General features: G+C 72.8%; 17 protein-coding genes. 9 read left to right on the top strand and 8 right to left on the bottom strand.

Annotated elements, in window-relative coordinates; translation table 11 throughout:
• Window positions 1-26 precede the first annotated feature (26 nt).
• From AC5L3Z_RS19295 to AC5L3Z_RS19285, 3 genes are read left to right on the top strand one after another with little or no spacing between them, the layout of a single operon-like run.
• Window positions 27-1022 (top strand): carbohydrate ABC transporter permease, encoded by a 996-nt coding sequence (locus AC5L3Z_RS19295; RefSeq protein WP_494843879.1) that lies wholly within the window; start codon window positions 27-29, stop codon window positions 1020-1022.
• Window positions 1019-1897: a carbohydrate ABC transporter permease gene (locus AC5L3Z_RS19290; protein WP_494843878.1), complete on the top strand. Its 879-nt coding sequence runs from the start codon at window positions 1019-1021 to the stop codon at window positions 1895-1897. Before AC5L3Z_RS19295 ends, AC5L3Z_RS19290 begins: the two co-directional genes overlap by 4 nt.
• Before the next feature lie 31 nt (window positions 1898-1928).
• Window positions 1929-4061 carry an alpha-galactosidase gene (locus AC5L3Z_RS19285; RefSeq protein ID WP_494843877.1) on the top strand — a complete coding sequence of 711 codons (2133 nt, stop codon included), beginning with the start codon at window positions 1929-1931 and terminating at the stop codon, window positions 4059-4061.
• Window positions 4062-4138: 77 nt separating this feature from the next.
• Here the strand turns inward: AC5L3Z_RS19285 and AC5L3Z_RS19280 are convergent, their stop codons facing one another.
• The 3 genes from AC5L3Z_RS19280 to AC5L3Z_RS19270 form a co-directional block, all read right to left on the bottom strand.
• The gene (locus tag AC5L3Z_RS19280) at window positions 4139-4771 is read right to left on the bottom strand and encodes a hypothetical protein (protein WP_494844166.1); all 633 of its coding nucleotides are present in this window, start codon (window positions 4769-4771) and stop codon (window positions 4139-4141) included.
• Window positions 4772-4915: 144 nt separating this feature from the next.
• A complete protein-coding gene (locus AC5L3Z_RS19275; RefSeq protein WP_494843876.1) occupies window positions 4916-5395 on the bottom strand; it encodes an SRPBCC family protein in 480 nt (159 codons plus the stop codon).
• Complete coding sequence (locus tag AC5L3Z_RS19270; protein ID WP_494843875.1) at window positions 5392-5754, bottom strand: metalloregulator ArsR/SmtB family transcription factor; 363 nt, start codon at window positions 5752-5754, stop codon at window positions 5392-5394. The genes AC5L3Z_RS19275 and AC5L3Z_RS19270 overlap by 4 nt, the downstream gene beginning before the upstream one ends.
• Window positions 5755-5921: 167 nt before the next feature.
• On the opposite strand from AC5L3Z_RS19270, the gene AC5L3Z_RS19265 reads away from it, so the two are divergent.
• The 3 genes from AC5L3Z_RS19265 (at window position 5922) to AC5L3Z_RS19255 (ending at window position 11872) form a co-directional block, all read left to right on the top strand.
• Complete coding sequence (locus AC5L3Z_RS19265) at window positions 5922-7208, top strand: ROK family transcriptional regulator (RefSeq protein WP_494843873.1); 1287 nt, start codon at window positions 5922-5924, stop codon at window positions 7206-7208.
• A gap of 148 nt (window positions 7209-7356) precedes the next feature.
• A complete protein-coding gene (locus AC5L3Z_RS19260; RefSeq protein WP_494843872.1) occupies window positions 7357-10161 on the top strand; it encodes a carbohydrate-binding protein in 2805 nt (934 codons plus the stop codon).
• A gap of 10 nt (window positions 10162-10171) precedes the next feature.
• The gene (locus AC5L3Z_RS19255; protein WP_494843870.1) at window positions 10172-11872 is read left to right on the top strand and encodes a ThuA domain-containing protein; all 1701 of its coding nucleotides are present in this window, start codon (window positions 10172-10174) and stop codon (window positions 11870-11872) included.
• 38 nt (window positions 11873-11910) lie between these two features.
• Here the strand turns inward: AC5L3Z_RS19255 and AC5L3Z_RS19250 are convergent, their stop codons facing one another.
• A complete protein-coding gene (locus tag AC5L3Z_RS19250) occupies window positions 11911-12537 on the bottom strand; it encodes a hypothetical protein (protein WP_494843869.1) in 627 nt (208 codons plus the stop codon).
• Window positions 12538-12798: 261 nt separating this feature from the next.
• Here AC5L3Z_RS19250 and AC5L3Z_RS19245 point away from each other — a divergent pair, with 261 nt between their 5' ends.
• A complete protein-coding gene (locus AC5L3Z_RS19245) occupies window positions 12799-13554 on the top strand; it encodes a YqjF family protein (RefSeq protein ID WP_494843867.1) in 756 nt (251 codons plus the stop codon).
• A gap of 58 nt (window positions 13555-13612) precedes the next feature.
• Complete coding sequence (locus AC5L3Z_RS19240; protein WP_494843865.1) at window positions 13613-14299, top strand: M23 family metallopeptidase; 687 nt, start codon at window positions 13613-13615, stop codon at window positions 14297-14299.
• A gap of 370 nt (window positions 14300-14669) precedes the next feature.
• On the opposite strand, the gene AC5L3Z_RS19235 is transcribed toward AC5L3Z_RS19240, so the two are convergent.
• Genes AC5L3Z_RS19235 through AC5L3Z_RS19220 form a run of 4 tightly spaced genes read right to left on the bottom strand, consistent with a single transcriptional unit; the run spans window position 14670 to window position 17936 of the window.
• Window positions 14670-15296 carry a response regulator transcription factor gene (locus AC5L3Z_RS19235; protein ID WP_494843863.1) on the bottom strand — a complete coding sequence of 209 codons (627 nt, stop codon included), beginning with the start codon at window positions 15294-15296 and terminating at the stop codon, window positions 14670-14672.
• Window positions 15293-16549, bottom strand: coding sequence for a sensor histidine kinase (locus AC5L3Z_RS19230; RefSeq protein WP_494843861.1), 1257 nt, complete (start codon window positions 16547-16549; stop codon window positions 15293-15295). The genes AC5L3Z_RS19235 and AC5L3Z_RS19230 overlap by 4 nt, the downstream gene beginning before the upstream one ends.
• A 5-nt stretch (window positions 16550-16554) precedes the next feature.
• Window positions 16555-17010: an ABA4-like family protein gene (locus AC5L3Z_RS19225; protein WP_494843859.1), complete on the bottom strand. Its 456-nt coding sequence runs from the start codon at window positions 17008-17010 to the stop codon at window positions 16555-16557.
• On the bottom strand, window positions 17007-17936 hold the full coding sequence (locus tag AC5L3Z_RS19220) for a hypothetical protein (RefSeq protein ID WP_494843857.1): 930 nt from the start codon (window positions 17934-17936) through the stop codon (window positions 17007-17009). The genes AC5L3Z_RS19225 and AC5L3Z_RS19220 overlap by 4 nt, the downstream gene beginning before the upstream one ends.
• 264 nt (window positions 17937-18200) lie before the next feature.
• On the opposite strand from AC5L3Z_RS19220, the gene AC5L3Z_RS19215 reads away from it, so the two are divergent.
• Window positions 18201-19772 (top strand): pyridoxal phosphate-dependent decarboxylase family protein, encoded by a 1572-nt coding sequence (locus AC5L3Z_RS19215; protein WP_494844164.1) that lies wholly within the window; start codon window positions 18201-18203, stop codon window positions 19770-19772.
• Window positions 19773-19786 lie beyond the last annotated feature (14 nt).

Genomic DNA, 19786 nt, shown 5'->3' with positions numbered 1-19786 from the left:
ACGTCGATCCCGTTCGAGGAGTCCGCATGCCCGCCACCCCCATGACGGCAGTCCGACGGTCCGCGACGCACCGCGCTCCACCGCCGGCGCCCCCCGGTCGGCCCGGGTGGCGGGTACGGCTCAGCCGTTGGGACATCAGATACACCCCGTACCTGCTCATCGCGCCGTTCTTCGTGCTCTTCGGAGTCTTCGGGCTCTTCCCGCTGCTCTACAACGCGATCGTCTCGCTGCGGACCTGGCGGCTCGACGACCCCACCCGCGACGGTTGGACCGGCCTGGACAACTACCGGGCGGTGCTGGCCGACGACCGGTTCTGGAACGCGATGGGCAACACCATCGGGATCTTCGTGCTCTCGTCCGGGCCGCAACTGGTTCTGGCCCTGCTGCTGGCGGCGCTGCTCAACCGCCGGCTGCGGATGCGTACCGGCCTGCGCATGGGGGTGCTGCTGCCGTACGTCACCCCGATCACCGCCTCGACCCTGGTCTTCGGGGCGTTGTTCGCCCAGCAGTTCGGTCTGGTCAACAACGGGCTCGCCGGCGTCGGGTTGGCGCAGGTCGACTTCCGGGCCGAGAAGTGGTCCTCCTGGCTGGCGGTCGCCACCATGGTCAACTGGCGGTACATCGGCTACAACGCGTTGATCTACCTGGCGGCGATGCAGGCCGTGCCGAAGAGCCTCTACGAAGCGGCCGCGCTCGACGGCGCGAGCCAGTGGCAGCAGCTGTGGCGGATCACGGTGCCGATGATCCGGCCCGCCGTCATCTTCACCATCATCCTGTCCACCATCGGCGGCATGCAGCTGTTCACCGAACCGCTGCTGTTCGACACCAAGCCCCGGGAGGCCACCGGCGGCTCGGACGGCCAGTTCCAGACCATCGCGATGCTCATCTACCGCACCGGGTGGAAGGAACTCGATCTGGGTCGCGCCGCCGCGATGTCGTGGGTCCTCTTCCTCGTCATCGTCGGCCTGGCCGTCGTCAACAGCGTACTGACCAACCGTCTCAGCGGAGGAGGACGCCGATGAGCTCGATCCGATCCGCCACCCGGCGCCGGTCGCCCGGCCTCGCGTCGTCGGACAATCCGGCGGGAGCCCTCACCTACACCCTGCTCGTATTCTCGCTGCTGCTGTCCGCCTTCCCGCTCTACTGGATGTTCGTGGTCGGGTCGAGCAGCGAGGAGCAGGTCTTCCAGATCCCACCGTCGGTGGTGCCGCGGGACAACCTCGCCGACAACGCCCGCGCGGTCATCGCCGCCGACAACGTCTTCTTCATCGCGGCGCTGCTCAACAGCCTGATCGTGGCGCTCGTCGTCACCGCCTCCGTGTTGTTCTTCTGTTCCCTGGCCGGGTTCGCCTTCGCCAAGCTCCGCTTTCGGGGACGCAACATCCTCATGCTGTTCCTCGTCCTGACGATGACCGTCCCCAACCAGCTCGGCGTCGTGGCCCTGTACATCCTGATGGGCAAGCTCGGACTCAACGGCACCCTGCCCGCCGTCATCATCCCCGGGCTGGTGACCGCGTTCGGCGTCTTCTACATGCGTCAGTTCATCCTCGGCGCGGTGCCGGACGAGCTGATCGAGTGCGCCCGGATCGACGGCGCGTCCACCCTGCGCATCTTCGCCGGCGTCGTGGTACCCGCGCTGCGGCCCGCGCTGGGTGTGCTCGGCCTGTTCACCTTCACCGCCACCTGGAACGACTTCCAGTGGCCGCTGATCACGCTGAGCGGCTCCGCGTACCCGACCGTGCAGGTGGCCCTCTCCAACCTCGCCTCGGGTCAGTTCATCGTCTACTCCCGCCTGCTCGCCGGCGCACTGCTGGCGACCCTTCCGCTGATCATCGTCTTCGTCGTCGCCGGCAAGCAGATCGTCGCCGGCATCATGGAAGGAGCGGTCAAGTCGTGACCCGGACCCCCGACGTGGCGAGGAGCGCGGCGTGACGCGGCAGTGGCGGCTCCAGACCGCGCACACCACCTACGCCGTCAGCCTCGCCCTCGACGACAGCGTGCTGGTCTCCGACTACTGGGGACCGAGCGCGGACGGACCGGTCGGCCCGTGGAGCCCGGAGGTGCTGCCCCCCTTCGAGACGGTGGCCGACGTCGCGCCGGTCGAGTACGCCACCGACGGCACCCGGCACGTCCACCAGTGCGAGATGCACCTCGTCCGGGGCGACGGCTGGTTCGGCGCCGGGTGGGCGCACGTCGCCGACGAGCTGCGTCGGGAGGGCGACCGGGTCGAACTGGTGGTCACCTTCGACGACCACGCCGGAGCCCTGCGGCTGGTCCAGCACATCCGCGCCTCCGCCGACCACGACGTGGTGGAACGCTGGATCGAGATCACCAATCGCGGCACCACCACCGTCCACCTGGACCGGGTGTTCAGCGGCGGCTGGACGGTGCCGGGCAGCGGCGGCGTCCGGGTGCGCTACCTCGCCGGGGCGTGGGGACAGGAGTTCCGCGAGCACCAGCTGGACCTGACGCTGGGCAGCTTCGCCATCGGCAGCAGACAGGGCGTCACCGGTCACCTGTTCGCCCCGGCGGTGACCGTCACGCCGATCGCGGCCGACGCCCCCGGCGCCTGGGGGGTGCAGCTCGCCTGGACCGGATCCTGGCGGGCCCTCGTCGAGGCGGTCCCGCACGGCGACCGGGCGAGGATCTCCATGGGCGTGGACGACGACACCGTCACCGTGGTCCTCGACCCCGGCCGGACCTTCGTCACCCCCGCCACCCTCGGCGTGTACAGCGCCGACGGCGTCGACGGGGTCGCTCGGGCCTGGCACCGATACCAGCGCCACACGCTCGCCCGGTCCACCGCCCCGTACCACCATCCGGTGGTCTACAACTCGTGGTTCGCCACCGAGTTCGACGTCGACGTCACCCAGCAGCTGGCCCTGGCCGACATCGCCGCCGAGGTCGGCGCCGAGGTCTTCGTGCTCGACGACGGCTGGTTCGCCGGGCGCAAGGACGACACCGGTGGGCTCGGCGACTGGCGGGTCGACGACGAGAAGTTCCCCCACGGCCTGGAGGAACTCGCCGCCGGCGTGATCGCCCGTGGCATGCGCTTCGGGTTGTGGATCGAGCCGGAGATGGTCAACCCGGACAGCGACCTGTTCCGCCGGCACCCCGACTGGATCTACCGCGCCCCCGACCGCCGGCCGGTCCTCTCCCGCCACCAGTTCGTGCTCGACCTCGGTCTACCGGAGGTACGCGACTGGCTGGCGGGCATGCTGCGGGACCTGCTGTCGCGCTACCCGATCACCTACCTGAAGTGGGACATGAACCGGCCGATCACCGACGGGGGACGGCCGGGGGACCCGCGCGGCGGCGAGTGGCCGCTGCAGCACGCGGCCGGCTTCCACCAGCTGCTCCGCCTGCTCCGCGAGGAGTTCCCCCAGGTCACCGTCGAGGTGTGCGCGGGTGGGGGCGGTCGCGTCGACGCGGCGGTGCTCGGCCTGTCGGACCTGGTCTGGCCCACCGACGAGGTGGGCGCGCGCGACCTGCTGGAGATCCAGCACGGCTTCCTGCGGGCGTTCCCGCCGCACATCATGAACTCGCTGGTCACCGGTCTGCCCGGGATGCGCCATCCGGCGCCGGTGTCGTTCGGCTACGGCTTCGTGGTGGGGATGTCCGGCGTGCTCGGTGTCGGTGCCGACCTGCTGTCCTGGGACGCCGAGCAGCGCCGGCAGGCCGCCACCTTCGTCGCCCTGTACCGGGAACTGCGCCCGCTGCTCCAGTTCGGCGAGCTGACCGTGCACGGCACCCCGGCGGACCACCCGTACGCCCGGGAGTACTCCGGCGGCCCGGACGCCGACGGCCGGGTCTGCCTGCTGGTGTGGGACACGGCGGGCCGACGTCCCGCCGATCCGGGCCAGGTGGGCGGCAACCAGATCCACCAGAGGTGGCGGGTCCATCCCAAGCGGCTCGATCCGGGCCGCAGCTACGTGGTGCGCGGCACCGGGCTGACGGCGCCGGGGTCGGTGCTGGCCGCCCGAGGGGTCGAGATCAGCTGGTCGTACGCGCCCGACGCCGACGTGCTCGTCTTCGATCCCGTTCCGGACGGGGCCGGCTGACCACCGGCGGGCCGTCGCGGGGCGGCTCGCGGGTTCCCACGCGAGGTTCTCCGCTCGGAAACCCCTGTCCAGCGCCGCTAGCGGAGAGGCTGTACGTCCAACGGCGCCGTGATCGCGAAGTTCTTGTCGATCGCTTCAACCAGAGCGGTCCCTCGCTGCCGCAGCCCGACTCGCGCGGCCCATCCGGTGAGGGCATCGAGGAATCCGACCAGGTCCCGCTGCGCGCCGCTCAGCAGCCCGGGTAGCGCACGGTGTGGGAGGTCGACGTGGACTCCGGCCCACCGGCCGCGACACCGGTTCGGGCCGCCGTCCTGCCACACCCGCAGACCGTCGCTGACGACCTCGACCTCCGGACCCGGGTCATGTCCCAGCCACGGCGAGTCGCCGATCAACACCTGGGTCCAGTCGCGCCAGTCCTCCAGACCGGCACAGCAGCCCGGCGTCACCACCGTCCCGGTGGTGCTGTCGCGAAGCTGCAGGCCGCCGGCAGCAATGAGAAACTCCTCAGCCAGCAGCGCGTTCACGGCCTCGTCGCGGCCGCCGGGAGGCTGAACCTCGATCCGACCAGCGAGCGCGGCCACGAACAGTCCGACCCGGTCATCGGCACAACCGGCGTCGAGCACCAACCACGAACCGGGCGCCATCGCTTCCACCGGCCACGGCGGTGGCGGCGTGCCGGCAACCGCGGGAACCTCGATGACCGCTTCCATCGTGATCACCACGGTATTCAACCCGATCCTGCGGGCACGGGTCACGCTCTTGTGGAGCGCCCCAATGACGTCTATGTGGCTGTGCGTCGAGCGACTGGCGTCGACCTGTTACCCGAGGTTTCGAGCGTCATGTGGCCTGCGTCCCTATCGCTGGGTCTCGAAGTGCTCCTTCATCGCCGGGTAGTAGTCGTCGAAGTCCGGCATCGGCTGTCCGGCGCGCGAGGCTACCAGCGCGTCGAGGTAGTACTCCCAGCCCGGTCCGATCTCGCCGACGCCCTCCGTACCGGTCAGGTGCTGCGTGAACCGAAGCTCGGTCAGGCCCGCGCGCTCGACCAGCACCAGGTCCAGGTGCCAACCGCCCTGCTCGTCCACGGCGGAGACCGCCAGCCGGCGCGGCGGCTCGCACGCGTCGATGGTCATGTCCATCCAGGGCTTGCCCTCCTCGTGCGCCATCTGCACCTTGATCGTGCGTCCCGGCGCCGCGTCGCCCTGCCACGGGCCGAACCAGCGTGCCGTGCGCGCCGGATCGGTGAGGCTCGCCCAGACGTCTCCCACGGGAGCGCGGAACGTGCGGGTCAGCACGAGATCGTCGCCGAACAGCCGGCCGGTGGGTGTCGGGCTCACGCGGTCTCCTTCTGGGATGGTTGCCACCCGGCGGCGGTGTGCCGCTCGCGGCGGGCGCGGTAGACCTCGGTCTCCAGCGCGTCGAGGCGGTGCTGCCAGCCCGACGGGCGCATCAGCCGTCCCAGCCACCCGGCCAGCTCATCGAGCGGCGCGGCGACCAGTGTGTAGACACGCCGGCGTCCGTCGGCCGTGTCGCGTACCAGGCCGGCCTCGCGCAGCACGCGCAGGTGACGGCTGACGGCCGGTCGGCTGATCGCGAACCGGTCGGCGATCTGGCCGGCCGAGAGTGGCTCGTCGCGCAGCATCAGCAGGATCTCCCGCCGCACCGGATCGGCGATCGCGCCCGCCACCTCGTCCACGCTCGAAGCGTAACCATGAGGTTACGTTTCTGGCAACGTGGTGTCCTGACGTTCGACGAGTCGATCAACAGCGCCGATCGACGCACCGCCCACTGCGCAGGACGCCTATTGCCATCGATGCATCGCCATGCTTGATTAGTCTGGCCACCAGACGAAATGGGGCGGAGATGACCGGCCGGGAGCGTACCGCGGCGCCACCGGTCACCACCGCGCCCACCGACCAGCTGTCGTTGCGGCGGGCCAACCTCAGCCGCGTCCTGGTCCACCTGCGCGAACACGGCCCCCGGTCGCGGGCGACCATCGCCACCGGCACCGGCCTGCACAAGGCCACCGTCTCCAGCCTCGTCGACGAGCTGCTGACCCGTCGCCTGGTACGGGAGGTCGGCCTGCAACGCTCGGGCACCGCCGGGCGGCCGGGGCGCGTCCTCGCCCTCGACGGCGCCACGGTGGGCGCGCTCGGCGTGGAGATCAACGTCGACTACCTGGGCGTGCACGGCATCGACCTGGCCGGTCGGCCGGTCATCGAGCGGCGGACGGCCATCGACGCAGCCGGCAGCGGCCCGGACGGGGCGGTCGACCAGCTCGTCGAGGTGATCCGCGACGCGCTGCGCGACCTGCGGCGACGGGACGCGCCGGCGGCCGGCGTGGTCGTCGCGGTGCCCGGCCTGATCGACGTCGAGCGCGGCCTGGTCGTCCTCGCCCCGAACCTGGGCTGGCGGCAGCTGCCGCTGGCCGAACGGCTCCGCGCCGCGCTGCCGCCGGACCTCCCGGTGGGGGTCGACAACGACGCCAACCTCGCCGCGCTCGCCGAGTACACCTACGGCGTCGCCGCCGGCACCGACCACCTGGTCTACCTCACCGGTGAGGTCGGCGTCGGCGGCGGCATGATCATCGGGGGACGGCTGCTGCGCGGCGCCGAGGGCTTCTCCGGCGAGGTGGGCCACCTCCCGGTCGACCCGGCCGGACGCCGGTGCGGCTGCGGCCGGACCGGATGCTGGGAGACAAAGGTCGGGCTGGCGGAACTGGTCCGCCTGATCACCCCCGACCAGCCGCACGCCGACCGGGTCCGCGACCCCGAGGAACGGCTGCGCGAGATCGGCCGGTGGCTGGCGGCCGGCGAGCCGGCCGCCGAGGCCGCCGTCGCGCAGGTGGGGCGCTGGCTCGGCCTGGGCGGGGCGATCCTGGTCAACCTGGTGAACCCGCGGGTGATCGTGCTCGGCGGCTACTTCGCCACCCTCGCGGACCGGCTGCTCCCCACCGCGCAGCGGGAACTGGACCGCCTCGCCGTCGCCGGGCCCGCCGCCCGGTGCCGTTTCGTCGCCTCGAACCTCGGCTTCACGGCCGCCGCGCGTGGCGCGGCGGGCGTGGTCGTCGACCGGGTCCTCGCCGACCCGACCACCGTCGGCACCTCACCGGCGGCCGCCCCGCGCGGCCCGTCGGCGCGCACCGGATAGCTCCCGCCCGCCCGCTGGCGGCCTCGGCACCCGCCAGCCCGACACCGCCCCGCACCACCGCCCCACCACCAACGCCCCACCACCGGCATCCAGCGCGGCGGCGCGCGCTCTGCCTGGCTGACCCCCAGCTCAGGAGAGGAAGACGCCCATGTCCCCGTACCCACGGAGGCGCTGGTCGCGGCTGCTGCACGCCGCCCTGCTCAGCGTCACCGGCAGCGTGGTCGCCGTCACCGGCGCCACCACCCCCGCCACCGCCCACACCACCATCGACCCGGCCGACTACCAGCAGGTGACCCTGGCGATCGGCTCGGCCGAACTGGGCCAGGCGATGTCGTTGGCCGTGCTGCCGAACCGGTCGGTGCTGCACACCGCCCGCGACGGCACGGTGCGGCTGACCGACGCCGCCGGCAACACCAGCGTCGCCGGCAAGCTGACCGTCTACACCCACGACGAGGAGGGTCTCCAAGGGGTCGCGGTCGACCCCAACTTCGCCAGCAACCGCCACGTCTACCTCTACTACTCGCCGAAGCTGAGCACCCCGGCGGGAGACGCCCCGAAGACCGGCACCGCCACCGACTGGATCGCCTGGAAGGGCGAGCTGTGGCTGTCCCGCTTCGTGCTCACCACCGCCGGCACGCTGGACCTCGCCTCGGAGAAGGTGGTGCTGAAGGTGCCGTCCGACCGGGGCCTCTGCTGCCACGTCGGCGGGGACATCGACTTCGACGCCGCCGGCAACCTCTACCTGACCACCGGCGACGACACCAACCCCTTCGAGTCCGCCGGCTCGTCACCGATCGACGAGCGGACCGAGCGCAACCCGCAGTTCGACGCCCAACGCAGCTCGGCCAACACCAACGACCTGCGGGGCAAGCTGCTGCGGATCAAGGTGAACGCGGACGGCTCGTACTCCATCCCGTCGGGAAACCTCTTCCCCGTCGGCACCGCGAAGACCCGGCCGGAGATCTACGCGATGGGCTTCCGCAACCCCTTCCGGATGAGCGTTGACCGGGCCACCGGCGTGGTCTACCTCGGTGACTACGGGCCGGACGGCGGCGCGATCACCGGCCGGGGCCCGGCCGGGCAGGTGGAGTTCGACCGCATCCCGGGGCCCGGCAACTACGGCTGGCCGTACTGCACCGGCACCAACACCCCGGAGGAGACCTACCACGAGTGGGACTTCGCCACCGGCACCGGCGGCGCGAAGTACGCCTGCGCGGCCGGCCCGACCAACAACTCGTTCCGCAACACCGGCCTCACCACGCTGCCGCCGGCCAAGGCGTCCTGGATCCGGTACGGCGGCTCGGCCGGCTCACCCCCGGAGTTCGGCAGCGGCTCCGAGTCCCCGATGGGTGGACCGGTCTACCGCTACGACGCGGCCCTGAACTCGTCGGTCAAGTTCCCGGCCGACCTCGACGGCCACTACTTCGCCGGCGAGTACGGCCGCAAGTGGATCAAGGCGATCGACGTCAACGCCGACGGCTCGCCGGGCTCCATCGCCTCCTTCCCGTGGCAGGGCACCCAGGTGATGGACATGGCGTTCGGGCCGGACGGGGCGCTGTACGTGCTCGACTACGGCACCTCCTCGACAAACGTCGCCCTCTACCGGGTCGAGTACAAGCCCGGCCCCAAGGCGCCCGTGGCCAAGGCCTCGGCGAACCGGACCTCCGGGGCGGCGCCCCTGACCGTGACGTTCTCCTCCGCCGGCAGCTCCGACCCCGAGGGCGGCACGCTCAGCCACCGGTGGACCTTCGGCGACGGCGGCACCTCCACCGCGGCTAACCCGTCGCACACCTACACCACCAACGGCCAGTACACCGCCACCCTGACCGTGACGGACCCGACCGGGCTCACCGCCACCGCCAGCGTGCCGATCACCGTCGGCAACACCGCACCCGTGGTGACCCTCGTCAGCCCGGCCGCCGGCCAGCTCTTCGCCTTCGGCGACACGGTGCCGTTCACCGTCACCGTGACCGACGCCGAGGACGGCACGGTCGACTGCGCCAAGGTCACCGTCACCTACCTGATCGGCCACGACAGCCACGACCACGCGCTCACCTCGAAGACCGGCTGCACCGGGTCGATCACCGTGCCGGTCGACGGCGAGCACGACGCCTCGGCCAACCTCTACGGCGTCTTCGACGCCGAGTACACCGACGCCGGTGGGCTGACCACCCACGCGCGGGCGGTGCTGCAACCCCGGCACCGGCAGGCCGAGCACCACTTCGGGCAGGTCGGCATCCAGGTCGTCGACCACGTCAACGCCGAGGGCGGCAAGACCGTCGGGTTCGTCAACAACGGTGACTGGATCTCCTTCCAGCCGTACCGGCTCAGCGGAGCCGCCACCTTCACCGCGCGGGTCTCCTCCGCCGGAGCCGGCGGCGTTATCCAGGTGCGCGCCGGCTCGTCCACCGGCACCCTGCTCGGGTCGGTCACCGTGCCGGTGACCGGAAGCTGGGAGAGCTTCACCACCGTGAGTACGGCGCTGGCCGCGGCTCCCAGCGGCTCCGGCCCGCTCTTCCTCGTCTTCACCGGCGGCACCGGCAACCTCTTCGACCTCGACGCGTTCACCTTCACCCCGCCCGTCGAGGCCGAGTCGTACAGCTCCCAGTCCGGGGTGCAGGTGGCCAGCCACCCCAACGCCAACGCCGGTCGGACCGTCGGCTACGTCAACAACGGCGACTGGACCGGGTACGCCACGGTCCCCACCGCCGGCCGGACCAAGTTCGCGGCCCGGATCTCCTCGGCCGCGACGGGCGGCACGATCCAGGTGCGCGCCGGCTCGTCCACCGGCGCCCTGCTCGGCACGGTCACCGTGCCGTCCACCGGTGGATGGGACACCTTCCAGACCGTCTCCACCACCCTCACGGCCGCCGGCTCCGGCCCGTTGTTCCTGGTCTACACCGGCGCCGGCACCGGGTTCCTGTTCGACGTCGATTCGTTCACGCTGTCCTGAAGGGACCGTCATGATCTTCTCCAGAGCAGGCCGCGTGATCGCGGCCCTGACCGCCGCGCTGCTGGCCGGCAGCCTCGCCCCGGCACCGCCGGCGCTGGCCGCCGACCCGGCCTACCAGGTGCTGGTCTTCTCCAAGACCGCCGGTTTCCGGCACGACTCGATCGCCGTCGGCACCCAGGCCGTACGGGAGCTGGGCGCGGCGAACAACTTCACCGTCACCGCCACCGAGGACGCCGCCGCGTTCACCGCCACGAACCTCGCCCGGTTCCGCGCGGTGGTCTTCCTCAACACCACCGGCGACGTCCTCGACGCCACCCAGCAGAGCGCGTTCGAGGCGTACGTCAACGGCGGCGGCGGCTTCGTCGGCGTGCACTCGGCCGCCGACACCGAGTACAACTGGCCGTGGTACGGCCAGCTCGTCGGAGCCTGGTTCGCCTCCCACCCCGCCATCCAGCAGGCCACCGTACGGGTCGAGAACCGCGCCCACCCGGCCACCGCACACCTGCCGCGCAGCTGGACCCGCACCGACGAGTGGTACAACTACCGCACCAACCCCCGGTCCTCGGCACGGGTGCTGGCCAGCCTCGACGAGGCCAGCTACTCCGGCGGGACCATGGGCGACCACCCCATCGCCTGGTGCCACCCGCAGTCCGCCGGCCGGGCGTTCTACACCGGCGGCGGTCACACCCAGGCGTCGTACTCCGACGCGGCGTTCCGGGCGCACCTGCTGGGCGGTATCCGGTACGCGGCCGGCTGGGCGAAGGCCGACTGCCGCGCGGAGACCGGCTACACCACCCTCTACGACGGCTCCACCACCGGCTGGTCCCAGGCCGGACCGGGCGGGTTCACCAACACCGACGCCACGCTCAGCTCGTTCGGGGGCCTGGGCACCTTCTGGTACTCGGCGAAGGAGTTCCGGTCGTACTCGTTGAAGCTGGACTGGCGGCTCGCCGGAGACGACAACTCCGGTGTGCTGATCGGCTATCCGCCCTCCTCGTCACCCTGGTCCGGCACCCGGGACGGCTACGAGATCCAGCTCGACGCGACCGACGTGCCGGAGCGCACCACGGGCGCCGTCTACGCGGTCAAGGCACCCGACGTGGCCGCCCGCGACGCCGCCGTCAATCCGCCCGGCGCCTGGAACACCTACGAGCTGCTGGTGCAGGGCGAGCGGGTGCAGGTGTTCCTCAACGGGGTACGGGTCAACGACTTCACCAACACCGATCCGACCCGCAGCCTTCAACAGGGCCACATCGGCATCCAGAACCACGGCACCGGCGACGACGTCTCGTTCCGCAACATACGCATCAAGGAGCTGACCGCGTCCCCGGTGACCGTGGAAGGGGAGTCCTACACGTCCTCGGCCGGCGTGCAGATCGCCAACCACGCCCCGGCCAGTGGCGGCCGGACCCTCGGCTACGTCAACAACGGCGACTGGGCCGGGTACGCCCAGGTGAGCACGGCCGGCCGGACGGGCTTCTCCGCGCGGATCTCGTCCGGCGGCGCCGGGGGCGCCATCCAGATCCGGTCCGGCTCGTCGACCGGGCCGCTGCTCGGGTCGGTGACCGTACCGAACACCGGGGGCTGGGAGAGCTTCCAGACGGTCAACACGACGCTCACCGGCACCGGCACGGGACCGCTGCACCTGGTCTTCACCGGTGGCGCCGGCTCCCTCTTCGACGTCGACACGCTCACCGTGAGCGGCGGCTGAGACCGGGCGGGCCGGCGGCCGTCCCGGTCGCCGGCCCGTCACCCGCGTGGTCCCCGGGGAAGCCAGCCCAGGAAGCGGTGTCGCAGCTGTCGTCGGTCGACGGCCGGCAGGTCGAACAGCGCGGCGCTGAAGCACGAGCCGAGATACATGGCGAGAGCGGGGCGGGATCCGCCGAACTCGGCCAGGAGGTGACGCTGCTTCGTCGCGCACGGCCACTCCCCGGCGCAGCCGCTGCACGTCCAGGTGGGTGGCATCGGCAGGTGGGCCGTGGGCCCGCCCGGCCCGTCGGGGAGGGCCGAGGTCGCCGGTGGGGCGTCGGAGACCTCCGGCGGGGGCAGGTGGCAGTTCGCCGCGGCGAAGGTGGCGCCGGCCCGCACGAGCGCCGCCGGGCCCGGCTGCTGGGCGAGGAGCGCGGTGAGGGTGTGGTGCGCGAGGACGTCCAGCCCCGCGCGGTCGATGCGCAGTTTCCTGCACAGGGAGACGAGCACCAGCGGCCCCGGCCAGGTCTCCTCGGCCAGTACGCAGCCGATGAGGTCGTTGAGGAGAGCGCCGACGGCGTCGGCGTGTTCGGTGAGGCCCGGCGGGGCGTCCGGGTCCCGCCGGAGGTTGGTGACCGCTTGCCGGACCGTCCTGCGGACGAGCCAGGTGCCGCTTTCTGCGTCCACTGCGTCTTCCTTGTCAGTTACGTCGAGATGTCGGCCGCACTGGGAAACGGGGGAGGAGCGGAGGGGCGAGGGGCCGCGGACGCTACGCCGCTGCTGTCGGAGTGAGTTCGAAGCGTAGAGACCGGGCGGCCCGTGCACCGCCTTTCGACGCAATCCCTGACCGAACAGTCAGTGAGCCGATGGCACTGTCGGACGCCATCGTCGCCGCGCGGGCGGACCCGGATGACCGGCCCGTCCGCCGACACCGGGCAGGATGAGCACGTGGACATCGATCCGGTCGAGGCCGCACCCGGGCAGGCGTTCCCGCGCGCGGTCCTGCGGCAACGCTGGGAGGACCTCACCTTCCTGCACTGGGCGGTCGCGCCGGAGCTGGTCGCGCCCCTGCTGCCCGCCGGCACCCGACCGGACACCCTCGACGGGCTCAGTCACGTCGGCCTGATCGGCTTCCGCATGGTCGGGCTGGGCCTCGGCCGCGGCCCGGGGGTGCCCTACCTCGGCAGCTTCTGGGAGACCAACGTCCGGCTCTACTCGGTCGACGGCGCCGGCCGGCGCGCGGTGGTGTTCCGCTCGCTGGACGCGTCCCGGCTGGTCCCGGTGCTGGTCGCCCGGGTGACGCTGCGGCTGCCGTACCTGTGGTCGGCGATGCGGCTGGACCGCGACGGTGACCGCCTCACCTACCGGTGCCGGCGTCGCTGGCCCGGCCCGGCCGGTACCGCGAGCCGGATGGAGGTCCGGGTGGGTGGGCCGATCGCCGAGCCGACCCCGCTGGAGCACTTCGTCACCGCCCGGTGGGGCCTGCACACCCGGGCGTACGGGCGCACGCTGCACCTGCCGAACTGGCATCCCCGCTGGCCGCTGCACCGGGCCGAGCTGCTGCACCTGGACGACGAACTGGTCACGGCGGCCGGGCTGCCGGCGCCGACCGGACCGCCGGTCAGCGTGCTCTACTCGCCCGGCGTCCCGGTCCGGTTCGGTCCACCGGTCACCGTGGGCCCGGGCCGGCGGGGTCGAAGGTGACCCCGGCCGAGGGCACCGGGTGGCCTCCGACGACGGCGGCGCCTTGCCGGCATGTGCCATGCTCGGTCCGGTGACCACCGGCTCGCCCGCCAGAACACGCACCCACCGGCGCGGCCGCAGCCGCCCGGTCCGTACCCTCCTCGTGGTCGGCGCGGTCGCGGCCGTCCTCGCCGTCGCGCTGGTCGTCGTGCCGCTCCTGCGGCCACCGGGTCCGCGCCCGCTCTTCCAACTCCCCGTGCCCTGCGGGGAGACCTGGCGGCTGAGCACCTACCCCGGCCACGACGACTACGACGTCGACCTCTTCCCCACCACGGGTGAGGCGTGGGGACGGCCGGTGCTCGCGTCCTACGCCGGCACGGTCACGGTCGCGGGGATCAACGGATCCCTGGGCGGCCGCACCCCGGACGACCCGGACGGCCCGCGTGGCCGCGGCGGCGGTTACTGGGTGAAGATCGACCACGGCGGCAGGTGGGAGACGCAGTACCTGCACCTGCTCGAACCGCCGCTGGTCCGGGTCGGTCAGCGGGTCGCCCAGGGCGACCAGCTCGGCCGGGTCGGCAGCACCGGCAACTCCGGCGCACCGCACCTGCACTACGAGCAGCGCCGCGGCTGGGAGAAGGTCGAGACCTGGTTCGACGGCTCACCGTCGGGCATCACCGTCGACGACACCGAACAGACGGTCGAGCGTAAGAGCAACAACTGCGCCCCGCGCGGCGGCACACCGGCGCCGGGAGCGCGTCGATGACCTGCCGGTGATACCGACATCGGCCCGTCGCCCGGCAGGGGCGGGATCACCGCCCTCGCGCCGTCGGTCGGCCCGACCACGACGCGCCGGCGGCGGACCGCCGCCGCGACGTCGGCCGGAGCGGGGTAGCCCGCCGCGTCGTGCGGCACCGCGCCGGAGAAGGTCGCCCGCAGGATCGAGGCGGCCGGCCGGGACCTGGAAGCGGTGTACATCGGCGCGATGTTCCCGTTCGCCCCCCCGGGGCGCCTTCGCGGCGCTGCCCGACGACCTGATCGGCGCCCAGGATCGGGCGCGGCGGCTGGCCGCGACGAAGGCCGAGGACCGCGAGGCCCGCACCGTGGCCGGCTGACCCGACGGAGACCGGCGCCGCTCAGGCACCCCGGGCGAACAGGGCCAGGCGTACCCGGTTGGGGCTGTTGGTCTTGGTCATCAGGCTGGTGATGTGGGTCTTGACCGTGGTGACGCCGATGTGGAGCCGGTCGGCGATCTCCGTGTTGGACAGGCCCTCGGCGACCAGGTTCAGCACGTCCTGTTCGCGGGCGGTCAGTCCCGGGGCCGGTCGCGGCGCCTCGAGGCGGGCGTGCACCGCGCGCTGGACCAGCCGCCGCAGCACCTCCTGACTGAACGGGCTGTCGCCGGCGGCGGCCCGGCGGATGCCGTCGAGCAGGTCGGCGGGGGGCGCGTCCTTGAGCAGGAAACCGCAGGCGCCGGCGGTCAGCGCCGGATAGAGGTGGTCGTCGTCGCCGAACGTGGTCAGCACCAGGACGCGGGTGGCGGGCCGGTCGGCGAGGATGCGGCTGGTCGCGGTGATCCCGTCGACGCCGGGCATCCGCAGGTCCATGACGACGACGTCCGGGACGAGCCGCGCGGCGAGGCTGATCGCTCCGCGCCCGTTGTCGGCCTCGCCGACGACCTCGAGGTCGGGCTGGGCGTCGCAGAGCATCCGCAGGCCCGCCCGGATGAGGTGCTGGTCGTCGACCAGCAGGACGCGGATCATCGCAGCTCCGGCGGGTGCGGTGCGGCCGTGGCCGCGGCAGGGCGGGGTGCCGGCGGGACGGCCGCCGCCGGCGCCGGGTCGGACCCGCGAACCGACGGCAGGACGGTGCGGACCCGCCAACCCGCGCCGGCCGGGCCGGCCTCCAGTCGGCCGCCGAGCACCTCGACGCGCTCGCGCATGCCGGTGAGGCCGTGACCGCCGCCGGGCGGTACCGCCACCGGCACCGAGCCGCGCCCGTCGTCCGAGACCTCCCAGTGGACGTCCCCGTCCACCACGGCGACCGTCAGGCGGGCTCGCGCGGACGTACCCGCGTGCTTGGCCACGTTGGTCAGCGCCTCCTGGGTCAGGCGCAGCACCGCCAGCCCCCGGACCGCGTCGAGCGCACCGACCGCCGGGGCGATGTCGGCCTCCACCGTGACGCCGGCCTGACGGGCCCGGTCGACCGTCGCGCCGAGCGCCGCCGGCAGCGCCGCCGGCTCGATCGCGGTCAACGCCGCGTCGCCGCGTACCCCGTCGGGGTCGCGCAGGACCGCGACCAGCCGCCGCAGGTCCGCCAGGGCCGCGGTCCCGGTGCCGTGCACGTCGTCGAAGACCTCGCCCACCCGCGGGTCGAGGTCGGTCAGCACGTGCCGGGCCACGCCGACCCGCAGCACCATCGACGCCACGTGGTGCGCGACCACGTCGTGCAGCTCGCGGGCGATGGCGCTGCGCTCGTCGGCGCGCGCGGCACGGCTCTCCGACTCGCGCCGCCGCTGCTCCGCCGCGGCCCGCTGCTCGGCCTGCCGGCCGAGTTCCCGGGTGGTCCGGATGACCATGCCGAGCAGCAGCGGCAGGCCGACCTCCACGGTCAGCCCGAACACGCCGGAGGCGAACCGTCGGAACGGATCGCCGATCGAGTCGGCGAGGTCGACCGTGGCCAGCAGCCCGGCGGCCAGCCAGATGGTCGCTGGCCGGTGCGCCCACATGGTCAGCTCCAGCAACGCCCAGCTGGCGCCCACCTGGTTGATCGTGGTGTCGTCGATCAGGGCGATCGCGACCGCCAGCAGCGCGGCCTGCGCCACCAGGTTGACCAGCGGCCGGCGGTGCAGGACCAGGGCGGCGGCGAACGCGACCGTCGCGAGGACCCACTGGGTCGTCGTCGCCCCGCGTCCCTCGTGGACGGTGAAGACCAGGTAGCCGACGCCGCTGAGGTCGAGCAGCAGCATCCGCACGAACGTGTCGCGCGCATCGAACAGCCGCCCTGTCCACCCCACGCCGGTCAGCCTAGGCGCTGCGGCTCGCCGGCAGCAGCCACCGCCGGGCGGACCCACCAGCTTCGGACTCCGAGGTAGGCGGCCAGGCCGAGCGGCCCGAGCAGGATCGTCAGCACCAGCACCGGGGCCATGACCAGCGCCGGCACCCCCCGTTCCCGGCTGTCGAGCCATGCCCACCGACCGGCGAACAGGTCGAACGCGAGCATGTGCGCCCAGGCCGCCGCCGCGCCGTCCGCGGTGCCAAGCAGGTCGCGCACGCCCACCAGGGTCGGCGCCGTGACGACCGGCAGCACCTCGTCGAACGCCGGAAGCACCAGCAGCGCGTAGATCGCCAGGACCGGCAGCACGATCAGCGGGGAGGAGACGATCCGGGCGGTCCAGGACCAGCGCGGGAGCAGGATCATCAGCGCCCAGAACGGTGCCGCCAGCGTGAAGGTCAGCGAGAACAGCGCGGCGGTCATGCGGCCAGCGCCAGTTCCGGCGCGCGCCGCCGGGCCAGCACCGCGCCGGCGGCGGTCGCGGTCGCGAGCGCCAGGGCCGCCCCGGCGGCCAGCGTGACCGCGTCCGGGCGCAGCAGCGGCTGCCCGCGCAGGGCCTGCCAGGTCAACAGCACCGTGAGTACGCCGTAGGCGCCGCCCGCGACGACCAGCAGCCGCACCCGGGTGCGCTCGTCCAGCCGGGTGCCGAGGAACCGGCTCAACAGGATCGCCAGGATCGGCAGCGCCTGCAGCGCGTGCAGTCCCACGAAGTGCCCGATCCGCAGGTCCCCGCCGGTGGTGCTCCAGCCGACCAGCGGCAGCCCGGGACCGCCGTCCGCTACGCCCACGCTGTGCGCCCCGCTGATCCCGTCGATCCCGGGCCCCTGGGCGGGCAGCACCATCGGCACCGCCGCCAGCATGCCCAGCAGGGACAGGCCGAGCCCCCAGCCGACCGCGCGGGCGGCGACCCGATCGGGGATCCGCCGTTGCAGCACCACGATCCCGATGACGAAGTGCGCGAAGAGCAGCACCATGATCGACGCACCCATCGCGGCGAACAAGGCGGTGTTCAGCGGGGTCGTGTCGTTGAAGTGGCTGGTCGTACCGCGGATCACCTGCCCGACGATCAACGCCATCTCCAGCACCGCCATCGCCACGATGACCGTCGCCGCCCACTCCGCGATCCGGCTGCGCCGGGGCAGCAGGGAGAGCATCCAGGCGAGGGTGGCGCCGTACAGCACGAAGGAGACGGAGAACTTCAACGGCTTGAGCCAGATCGGCGCGCCGGTGAGGACGCGCGGGTCGGCGGCGAGGCCGACCGCGCAGACGACGGCGAGCCCCGCCATCGCCGCGACGAGGAGCATCAGGGGGCGGTGCCAGTGTGCCGCCCGGTGCAGTGCGGTAGTCATACCTGTAGATGCTGCTGAGCCGCCCGGCGGATCGCGCCCGACCGGGGGCCGCGGTCGCGGCCGGTGGTCGGAGCGCCGTCTCCTACCGAGGGAGGAGACGGACGGCGGTGCCCGCAGCGTGGCCCGGGCCGACTCCCGGCCGGATTTCCGCCATCGGTGCGGCGAATGCGCCCTCTCCTTTAGGTTAGGCTATCCTAACTCAACTCGATCATCCGAGCCGAGGACGCCGTCCACTGTGCTCTCTTTCGACCGATGAGGACCGCCATGAGCCTGCCCGGCAGCACCGTCGAGACACCTCCGACCCGGGTGGCACCCGGCTCACCCGCCCGCGCCCACCTGCTCACCGCCGGCTCGGTCGAGCGGTACCGGCGGGTGCTCGCCGACGGGATCGAGCGGGTGGCGACCCGGGTGGCCGGCGCGGAGCGGCCGTTCACCGGCGTCACCCCGGACGAGCTGGCCCCGCGGATCGCCGGGATCGACCTCGACGAGCCACTGGGCGGCACCGAGGCCGCCCTCGACGAACTCCAGGACGTCTACCTGCGCGACGCCGTCTACTTCCACCACCCCCGCTACCTGGCGCACCTGAACTGTCCGGTGGTGATCCCCGCCCTGCTCGGCGAGGCGGTGCTCAGCGCCGTCAACTCCTCACTGGACACCTGGGACCAGAGCGCCGGCGCCACCCTGATCGAGCGGCGGCTGGTCGACTGGACGGCCGAGCGGATCGGCCTCGGACCCGACGCGGACGGGATCTTCACCAGCGGCGGGACCCAGTCCAACCTCCAGGCGATGCTGCTGGCCCGGGAGGAGGCCTGTGCCCGGGCCGCCGGCGCCCCGGGCGCCCGCCCCCCTCGCCCGCAGCTGCTCTCCCGGCTGCGGATCCTCACCTCGGCGGCCGGGCACTTCAGCGTCCAGAAGGCGGCGAAACTGCTCGGCCTCGGCGCGGACGCGGTCGTCACCGTGGCCACCGACGCCGACCGGCGGATGGACGTCACCGAGCTGAGGCGGGAGATCGACCGGTGCCGGCGCGACGGCCTGGTGGTGATGGCCGTGGTCGCCACCGCCGGCACCACCGACTTCGGCACCATCGACCCGCTGCCGCCGATCGCCGAGCGCTGCGCCGCCGCCGGCGTGTGGCTGCACGTCGACGCGGCGTACGGCTGCGGGTTGCTGGTGTCGCCGACCCGGCGGCACCTGCTCGACGGCATCGAGCGGGCCGACTCGGTGACCGTCGACTACCACAAGTCCTTCTTCCAGCCGGTCAGCTCCAGCGCCCTGCTGGTCCGCGACCGGCGGGTGCTGCGGCACGCCACCTGGCACGCCGACTACCTCAACCCGGCCCGGGCGGTGACCCAGCGGATCCCCAACCAGGTCGACAAGAGCATCCAGACCACCCGGCGCTTCGACGCCCTGAAGCTCTGGCTCACCCTGCGGATCATGGGGCCGGACGCGGTCGGCGCGCTCTTCGACGAGGTCCTGGACCGGGCGGCCGACGTCTGGCGGCTGCTCACCGAGGACCCCCGCTTCGAGGTGGTGACCCGGTCACCGCTGAGCACGGTGGTCTTCCGCTACCTGCCGGCCGGGCCGGGACGGCTCCTCGCCGACGAGGGGCTCCTCGCCGACGAGGCCAACCTGTACGCCCGGGAGGCGCTGGCCGCCTCCGGCGCCGCCCTGGTCGCCGGGACCCGGGTGGACGGCGCCCACCACCTGAAGCTGACCCTGCTCAACCCCGAGACCACGCTCGACGACGTGGCCCACGTCCTCGACCTGATCGCCGGGCACGCCAGCCGGTACGTGCGGACCCGGACCGCCGCCGAGCTGTCCTGCCCGGTCGCCTGAGCACCCCACCATGG

The sequence above is a fragment of the Micromonospora sp. LZ37 genome (assembly GCF_059359015.1).
Note: the sequence above shows the minus strand (reverse complement) of the source record. Positions and strands in the feature narration are given on the sequence as shown.